Raw genomic sequence first — 7645 nt, forward strand, 5'->3', positions numbered from 1 at the left:
TGTGCAACTTTTTACTCATATTTATCAACTTAAATTAATTCCGCCAACGGGTATACATTATAATATGGTGATGCAAATTCCGAAGGAGGTCTATAGTATGAGTGATTTAAGTAAAAGACAAATGATTATAAATCAATTGTCCAATCAGCATAAAACTTATACTTTATTTACTAATGGCAACGAATGTGCATTTTCAACCACAGGCATAGATAACAATGTTATCAAACTTGAAGGAAGTGGCTCATACTATACAAATACAACAGATAATAAGGAAATAAGTATAAAAAGCATTGTAGATAAGACGTTTGTCGTTTTTTCTGATTCATTAAAAAATGAATGGGATTTGTATTTTGATGAGACTATAGAAGTTTTAGGAAAGAAATGTACAAAGGCCGTATATAAGAAAAATCGTTCTGTAGTAGCATGGTTCTGTCAAGAAATACCATCCCCCGTAGGACCTTGTGGATATATAGGGCTGCCAGGGGCAATACTCCGCTTGACGACATCAAGCGAAATTTATGAGGCAGAAAGTATTTTGCCTATAAAAGGGCAAGTCAAGATAGAGTTACCAAGAGGAAAAATAATGCAAAAACCTGCTTTTGAAAAGTTACAGAAGAAAAAGATTGAAGAGTTGAAGGAAAGCGGCAATGACAATGTCATAGTTTTATAGGATAAAACATAAGGATGTATGGGACGTTTAAGAAGTTTACTGTTATGTATGCTAATCTGCATATGTAGATTTTCTATAGCACAGAATATATCGGGTATGGTTGTTGATGCACAAAATACAGCCATACCCTTTTGTACTGTTACATGTTCACAAGATAGTGCGGCACATTCCATCGTTTCGTATGCAATATCAAAAGACGATGGTTCGTTCACTATCCAATCCAACAAGGCTTTGTCCTCATTTTGGTTGACAGCAAGATGTGTCGGATATACTACACTGAGAGTACATTATAAAGAAGTGCCGGCAACCCCATTACACTTAATGATGAAAGACGACAGCTACACATTGTCTGAGGTAACAATAAAAGGTAGAAACTTAGGGGCGAAAATCAAGAATGACACAATTGAATTTAGTCCAGATGTGTTTAAAAACGGAAGTGAACAGAACATGAGCGATGTCATTAAAAAGTTGCCAGGAATGACTGTTGATGAGTCGGGAAATGTTTCCTACCAAGGGAAAAAAATAGATAAGTTCTTGGTCAATGGCGAAGATGTGCTTTCTACAGGAGGACATGCACTAAAAACTTTGTCTGCAGACTTTGCTTCTGGTGTGGAGCTACTGAACAATTACAATGACGGAAATGTAGGAAACTCTTTCAATTCAAAAGAGACAACTGCACTGAACCTTATTAATAAAGACTTACACAACAAATGGGCAGGAAACTTTACAGAAGGGGGTGGTGTTAAGAACAAGTTTGACAGCAAGAACTCAGCTTTGAAGATGGACAAAAAAGTGTCTGCATCCATCATTGCAAATGCTAACAACACCAATGAGACAGTTTTCTCTATAATGGACTATCTCAATGCCAATGGCGGTCTTACAGGAGTAAAAACAACCAATGGATTTGCGCAACTGAGCCTTTCAAGTGCAGAAAGAAATGTCTTGATGCCAAGCAATGACGAATACAAAAGGACTTCTGGTATCGGTAATGTCAACTTAACATTGAAACCGACTTCGCACTACAATGTCACGATAGGTGTCATCCACAATGAAATGGATGCAAAGTCTGCATTGTCAACGGAACAACATGTAAAGGTGGCGCAGGAAGTTATACGTAAGTCAACAGAAGAGAATGGCAAGAAAAGAGGTAACTTTAGTTCATTTAACCTCAGTCAAAAATGGGATGTCAATCCATATGCAAGTTTGCGTTTCCAAACGAAGTTGGCATATAGCGACATGAGAAACAATATGTCTATCATGGATTATTATAACAATAATTCCGATAGAAATGCAGACAATGACAAGAACAAAGGATTTAATGTATTACAACAGGTAAACTTAAATTCATTGATAGGCAAAGGCCTGCTTTATGGAAGTGTAGATTTTGCTTTTTCTAAATCAGAAAGAAACTTGGATGTTCTTTCCTCTTATGAACTGCCTAACGAATACAAACAGGCAGATGATTCTTACTATATAGATAAAGATTTGAAGAAGCTAAATGTGGCAGGTGCTGTAGGCTATGTATTTCCTATTTTCCATAAAATCAACTTGAAATGGGAATTGTCTGGTCAGAACTCCGATTCATGGATAGACCAAAATGTAGATAGCGAACACTTGAACAGTCACAATTTCGGGATTTATGGAGGACTTATGAAGAACAAAGGTCTCTTTAGGTTTGATGCTGGTGTTAGATTTTCTGATTATGGGAATAGCACAAACATCAATGGACTAGTGACAAAGTCTGTAATCAAGTGGGAGCCATCCTTTGCAACAGAATTACGTTTCAGTCAGCAACACTCTGTTGCATTTGGACTGAGTTACAAATATGTTCCAACCGATATTGAAGCACTATCGAGACTGTCTGTCATCAATAGCTACGATGAGGTCACAGATGCTTCCTCATATTCAAGGTTGGGCAACAACGCCCTGAACATGAATATTGCTTATAAGTTGTATAGTTTGTATAGCAGAACAATTATATTTATGTATTTGACTTATGAGAAGGCTGATAACACCGAAATGCTGAACTATCAGAATGACGGTTTATTACACAGCCAAAATTATATGGATGGAGGAAAAAAGGAAACCGTAAATGCAACTTTATATGCCAACAAAGGATTGGGCAACTTGCCTATTGATGCCAAACTGACCACAACAGTTTTATGGAATCGAAACGAAATTGCATACAATTCCATTCCTTGTAAAATGTTGATAGGGAACTTAAAGACAGACTTAGGTTTCGTCTCACGCTTTAAGATTCCTTTCAATGTTGAGGTTGATGGCTTGTACAACAAGTTGACAAACAAAGTCACCGACTTAAACATTGATTCTAGTGACAAGGAATTTGGTGGAACTGCAAAGCTCATATTTGCGAAGAACAAGTTCGCCAGTTTTGTTACCGGCAAGTGGAACAAGATAGAGAATACAAGCGGAAGTAAGATATTGCGAGATATTGATTTTTCCATTTCCTATAAAATCAAGAAATTCACATGCAAACTTTCTGGCACGAATATCTTTCACCTTAACGGAATCAATTGGTTAAAACAAAATGTTACACCAACTTACACATCCTATGTTAGATACAAACAACATTCTGGAAATGTTATGCTATCTCTAACATATCAATTGTAAAAGCAACAACAAAGAGGCGGTTTACCCCAAAAAAGTAAGCTGCCTTCTTTGTTCTTGCAAAAAGTATATTAAAGTTTGAAACGACGCTGTGTTTTTAACCTTATATTATTCCACTGTTCCTTAAACCATTCAACCATAGTTTGTCTATTTATATACAAAAATAGTTGGTTCGGCTTGGTAGAATCAGAGAATACCTTAATTTCTGCATTCACTACATTGAACTTTCTTCTGTGCTCCTCGGAATAGAGTGAACCGCTAAAGTTGAGTGCCTTTCCTGTAAGAAGCACCTCAATTTGTTCAACGGTAAAGCCAACCCTCCTGCACAGGTCTTCCATTTGCAAGCGTGCCTCCAACATCGGGAACCAACGCTTGGCTTTGCGGATAATGTTGTTGAGCATCGTTACCTCCGTGGTGTGCTTGCTCTCCAAATTCGCGACCTCCGATTGGTGCTTCCGCTGTATCTCGTCAAGCTGTTTGCTGTGGCTGTCCTCCATACGCTGCACCTTCTCATGGAGTTCGTCAATGTATTGCTCTCGGTTTGTCACAAGCTCGCACAACTTTCGGTTGTGTTGCTCCACCTCCTTCAATTTTCCACTACCTAAAAGAGAACCAATCTTCGACACAAAGGCTGTCTTGGCTTCCATCTTAGCAGCCTGTAGTTTCTCCGTGCTGATTTCACTCTTGGTTTGTTGTAGAAGTCGCTGTGCTTCCTCAATATCAGATTGCAGCAGCTTCATACAGTTTTGAAGTCTCTCGGTCTCTCGCTTGATGTTGCGATAATACTGTGCCGTGGTGGTATGCCTCGCATCTGATCCACGGACACCTCTCTTCAAGCCATACTTGCTCATGGCTTCAGCATAGCTGTCGTGATAGCCAATCATTTTGTCTCGGTTGAGCACATCATCGGCACACAGTCTCACGGGATTGGCTTTCTTGCGGTATGTCCGCTTGCCCTCTTCCGTAGGTTTGCTTCTTGCCTTTCTCCGCTCGCCTATCACTATTGGAACGATGGAGGCATGGAGGTGTGGCGTGTGCTCGTCCATGTGCAGAACAACCGAAACAACATTTTCCTTGCCAAACGTGTCTTGTAACCATTTCAAGCTGTCGTTGCACCAATCATCAAGCTGCCCATTGGCTGCGATGTTCATCATGTCCTCGTGCGTTCCAGACAGCATGGTTCTTATCACCCTCACCTGGTCGTTGGTTATCTTACGCTTGATGCCTGCCGTCTTGATGCGGTGGGCGATGGCTTCATCACGACCATACACACCGCTCGGCATCTTGACAAGCTCACGGTTGAGGTGTGTTCTTGTCGGGTCGGCGTTGTCGGGTATCACCTTGCGCTCGATGTGGTCTGATTCCCTTGCGTCCGAGCTGCCCTTCGCCTTCTTGAAATCCAAACTGAAATGTCCCATAATAAACTTGTTTTTGAGTTATACAATTCCGCTTGCCGCATTGCGCCCTGCGCATGACTCACGGGGTTTCAAAAGGGGATGCCCCTTTTGCTCAATGGGTGTTTTTAGCGGTGGTGTGCCACTGCGTCAAGAAAACGCCCTATTGAGCTATGGCTTTTCCGTTCAGAATAGCCATTGGGGCAGGAACCACATCACATACCCAAGGCTGCGCCTCTCTTACGAGGTGGAACAGTCCGCTTAACAGGCTGTACTTGGTGTACTGACTGTTTGGATTTCACTCCGCACAGATAGTCGTTCAAGTCCTTGTACTCACTGTATAAGTGGGATGCGTCTCTCACACGATAACCGAGGGCGGTCTCGATGGCAAACGTTGCCTTCCGCCCTGCGTCATCGTTGTCGAGCAGACAACTGATGCGCTCGTAGCCGTGGAGTGTATCAATAGCCTTGTCCACGTTGCTTGTAGAGTTGAGTATCACATAGTCCTGTGCGTCCAATGACGGACAAGACGGAAACTTCTGCAAGCGCAGCGAGAGAAAGGAGAGGTAGTCCATCATACCCTCGAACACGTAGCAGGTGTATCTTGGCTCGCCTTGCTGTCGGATATGAGTGATATCCTTGGGTGACATGCAGCCTTTGAAGAATCGGTTACGCACCTCGTAACCGTCCGACTTGTTCTTGAAACCGATGGCGAAGTAGCTTTTGACACCATACGAGAAGTGGAGTTCCACACATTCCTTTCTGGCAATATGCAGGTTAATCTTACGCTCGCTCAGATAGCACAGGAGTGCAGGGTGGTTGAGTTCCCTAACCTCCAATCTCTCAAAACTCGGCTCGGAAGCTTGCTGAGGGAAAGAAAAGTCGGTCGGGCGTACATGGGGTGCTTGCTTCTCCATCTTGTCCAAGAGATATGGCAAGCTGTCTGATGCGTAGAGGTATGACGCAAGGGTGATGATGTTGCCGCCCTTGCCCATTCCGAAATCGAACCAACTGTTCATCATGGTGTTCACCTTGAAAGATGCCTCGCTCTCATTTCTCAGCGGTGACTTGTACCAAAGGTTTGCGCCCTGCTGCTTGACAGGGCGGTGTCCCAAACTTTGCAGGTAGTCTGCAATCTTGATTTGCTTTGCTTCTTGAATGTTCATGTTTTACTGTGGATTAAGTGGTGTATGTATTTCTGATGAATTGTTGAGAATGGCATGTATTGGTATGATAGTCAAACACTTATCTTCTCAACAAACTCTCAACAAATGGTTCTTTTCAACAAAATCACTGGGCAAAAGAGAAAGACAGGCATTAGCTGTCATGTTTTCTCTTTTCAACAGTCTCTTTCTTTTGTTGAGAGATTTGTTGAGAAAATGTTGAGCCTTAAATACTTGATATTCAACACTTCTTTCATCATATTCAACAATTCAACAAAATTATATGCTATTTAGCTTGTCCATCGTTACAGTGTAGAACCTGCCCACACGTTTTGTTGGCGAGTAGTGACCGCTGCTATTGTAGTTGTACTCGTATGAGGTGTAGGTGAGGGCATTCTCTGAAGGTTGCAGCTTCCAACAGTCCTGCACTATCTTTCGCACAAGGTGCTTCTCCGCTTTCACGTGGTTGCACTGCAACAAGGCGATTGCGTCATTGAGGCAGAATTGCAAACTGTCGGTTTGGGTGTTCTCCATGACCTCAAGGAACAGCTCCGACATTTCCACCTCAAGTCTGTTACGGTTGCAGCGTATGATTCTCCTCAGAGCATCGGTCGCTATCTGTTCGTGGGCGAACCACATTCGGCTCTTGTGCTCTGTGGAGAGCGTTCTGCCTTGCAGATGGAACAGAAAAGCGGGTATCTCCGCCTTCAGTTTCTCCAAGAAGTCGGTATCGTCAGATTGCAACGATGAAATCTTCCTCACCCAATATCGGGTCTCGCCCTCGTCAATGATGACAGGGAGTGATTCGTTGTTGGAGCACAGCACGAACTTGGCAAAGAAGGAAATCTCGTTCCTGTCCTTACCCTTGGCTTCCACCTTGTACGAGAGGGTGGTGCTGAGGTTCTTCAACCGCTCGGAATCCTCCCTGCGACTGAGCAACACCTCGTCCACGACAATCAGCAGCTTGCCAGCCCAATCGGAATTGAACTGACTGCGGAAGTCCTCGTTGGTGTTGAATGTCACGTTGTCTTGGAACAACGCTTTCAGAAAGTTCAAGAACGTGGTCTTGCCTGTGTTCCTCTCCTCTGATACGAGCAGCAGAATGGGCAACTTCTGCACAGGTCTGAGATAGAGCAGTTGCAGGTAGTCCATGCCAAGCTCATATTGCTCACCGAAGATGTGACTAACCAACTTCTTGATATTTGGGAAGTCCCCTTGCATCGGCTTATGTCCTATCGGCTCGTATAGGTTGAGGAAACCGTCTATCACCGTGCGGTGGTTCACATGCTCGGGAACGGTGCAGAAGCCGTCATACTTGTGAACGTACTTGATGAACTCCTTGCCGTAGTCCTGACGCAAGGTTTCCATGTTCCATGGGATGCGCTTTCTTACCTTTCCTCCTGTGATGGTAGGTTGGTCAACCACCTTGTACAAGGTAGTGCCAACACGGATGAACACCTCGTCTGTTGGAGGTGCAGCCTGTGGCTGCTTGTTTTCCACAGCTACAGGTTGTTTGTTGTCGTTTGTCTTGCTCATAATCTAATCTTTGTGAGTTGATAAAATTAAAGTTGCAAAGGTAAGGGCGGAAAATCAAAATGCAAAACACAAACTTACGCAGAATGGAGCAGTTTGCACCGACAATGTTAAAAGATTGGAAATCAAGGTGCTTGATGTAGCCAATCGGGATAAGATGAAACAAAAAATCCCGAAGAGAGGTTTCCTTGCGAACCTTTCTTCGGGATGAACAAAAATGTATTCCTGCATGTCATACGTTTTATATGTCATACGAT

Annotated in this window: 5 protein-coding genes; 2 read left to right on the top strand and 3 right to left on the bottom strand. The window is 43.0% G+C overall.

What is annotated here, in order from left to right:
* The coding region (locus KTQ90_RS12045; RefSeq protein ID WP_217318635.1) for a GLPGLI family protein at positions 1-670 on the top strand (670 nt) is incomplete at its 5' end.
* 18 nt (positions 671-688) lie between these two features.
* Positions 689-3301 carry a TonB-dependent receptor gene (locus KTQ90_RS12050; RefSeq protein ID WP_217318636.1) on the top strand — a complete coding sequence of 871 codons (2613 nt, stop codon included), beginning with the start codon at positions 689-691 and terminating at the stop codon, positions 3299-3301.
* A 68-nt stretch (positions 3302-3369) separates the two neighbouring features.
* Here the strand turns inward: KTQ90_RS12050 and mobV are convergent, their stop codons facing one another.
* The 3 genes from mobV to KTQ90_RS12065 all read right to left on the bottom strand — a co-directional run bounded on the left by mobV (position 3370) and on the right by KTQ90_RS12065 (position 7391).
* Positions 3370-4716 carry a MobV family relaxase gene (gene mobV, locus KTQ90_RS12055; RefSeq protein ID WP_217318637.1) on the bottom strand — a complete coding sequence of 449 codons (1347 nt, stop codon included), beginning with the start codon at positions 4714-4716 and terminating at the stop codon, positions 3370-3372.
* 191 nt (positions 4717-4907) lie between these two features.
* A complete protein-coding gene (locus KTQ90_RS12060; RefSeq protein ID WP_217318638.1) occupies positions 4908-5858 on the bottom strand; it encodes a toprim domain-containing protein in 951 nt (316 codons plus the stop codon).
* 276 nt (positions 5859-6134) lie between these two features.
* On the bottom strand, positions 6135-7391 hold the full coding sequence (locus KTQ90_RS12065) for a primase-helicase family protein (RefSeq protein WP_254359721.1): 1257 nt from the start codon (positions 7389-7391) through the stop codon (positions 6135-6137).
* Positions 7392-7645: the final 254 nt, after the last annotated feature.

It is taken from the genome of Leyella stercorea, from assembly GCF_019052365.1.
Taxonomy (GTDB): domain Bacteria; phylum Bacteroidota; class Bacteroidia; order Bacteroidales; family Bacteroidaceae; genus Prevotella.

Coding starts and splice junctions, on each gene's coding strand:
- KTQ90_RS12065 (WP_254359721.1), bottom strand. CDS start 7,391: ATGAGCAAGACAAACGACAACAAACAACCTGTAGCTGTGGAAAACAAG.
- KTQ90_RS12060 (WP_217318638.1), bottom strand. CDS start 5,858: ATGAACATTCAAGAAGCAAAGCAAATCAAGATTGCAGACTACCTGCAA.
- KTQ90_RS12050 (WP_217318636.1), top strand. CDS start 689: ATGGGACGTTTAAGAAGTTTACTGTTATGTATGCTAATCTGCATATGT.
- mobV (WP_217318637.1), bottom strand. CDS start 4,716: ATGGGACATTTCAGTTTGGATTTCAAGAAGGCGAAGGGCAGCTCGGAC.